Raw genomic sequence first — 1149 nt, 5'->3', positions numbered from 1 at the left:
AACAAAGTACTGTGGTAAAAAACAAGTAAAAATCTATTAATTTTTCGCTAAAGTACTTTTATAAGCATCATCATATATCAATCCTGATTTTGCTATTGCAAAAGCCTGTTTTAGTAACTTATTACACACAGCTATTAAGGCTAGTTTTTTGCTCTTTCCTTTGGCAACAATTCGCTCATATAAATCTCTGCATGCTTTGTTGTATTTACAAGCATTAAAACTGCACATAAACAATAAATTCCGAAGCTTTTGATTGCCTATTTTACTTATCCTTGGTCGTCCATTTATACTACTTCCACTTTGTCTGGTTAATGGAGTCAGACCTGCATAACTACACAATTCACTGGCGCTTGTAAAACGGTCAAATCCGCCTGTTAAAACCACTAACATTATACCTGTTTTACTTCCTATCCCTGGTATGGTCTGTAAGCGTGTTAAGAGCTCTTGATGTGTCGCTTTCACTAAAACAACTAACTCTGCCTCTAAAGTCTTCATCTCCTTTTGAATCTGTTTTAAACTACGTTTTAAAGACCTAACAACTAGCTTACTTGGGTTACCTAATACGTCTTCGCCATGTAGTTTGTTTTTTATCATCGTGCTCTGCTTTGTATATACAGTAAGGGCTCTGACTATTTGTAGACATGCTTTTTCATCCTTTGAATTACCTTCCCAAAGCTTCAATTCTATTTGTGTGGCATACTCGCAAATAAGTTTTGAATCACTCTTATCTGTCTTGATCTTTGATAGCTTCATCTGGATATAACGTTTTACTGCTAATGGATTTTCTACAGATACTTTTATTCCTGATTCCAGTAAATGATATGCTAGCTGATAATGATAATAACCTGTTGCCTCCATAACACAATGACTATTTTCATTTAAGAGTTTTGTAAACTTCTTAAAACCAAATTCATTGTTTTTAAACTGATAATAATTGCCATCAGAATCTGTAACATCAAATACCAAATAGCTAATGTCAATACCAAAATATTTAATATCTTTATTCATAAGAAAATGTTTTTTGAAAGGACAAGCTACGCGAGTTTCTACGACTTAAAATCGAGGTCTAAAAGCCTCATAGAACTGTACGAAATCTGTGTAGAAAAGAGAGGGGATTTTCAATGTTGACGAAGTCTTAAGCTTCTGCGT

At 33.8% G+C, this 1149-nt stretch carries 1 protein-coding gene; it reads right to left on the bottom strand.

What is annotated here, in order from left to right:
- Positions 1 to 36 precede the first annotated feature (36 nt).
- The gene (locus tag ABD690_RS13475) at positions 37 to 1008 is read right to left on the bottom strand and encodes an IS110 family RNA-guided transposase (RefSeq protein WP_344731120.1); all 972 of its coding nucleotides are present in this window, start codon (positions 1006 to 1008) and stop codon (positions 37 to 39) included.
- Positions 1009 to 1149: the final 141 nt, after the last annotated feature.

This window comes from Corallibacter vietnamensis, assembly GCF_039537875.1.
GTDB lineage: Bacteria > Bacteroidota > Bacteroidia > Flavobacteriales > Flavobacteriaceae > Corallibacter > Corallibacter vietnamensis.
Note: the sequence above shows the minus strand (reverse complement) of the source record. Positions and strands in the feature narration are given on the sequence as shown.

Excerpts from the sequence above, each read along its gene's own strand:
- ABD690_RS13475 (WP_344731120.1), bottom strand. The coding sequence starts at position 1,008 with ATGAATAAAGATATTAAATATTTTGGTATTGACATTAGCTATTTGGTA.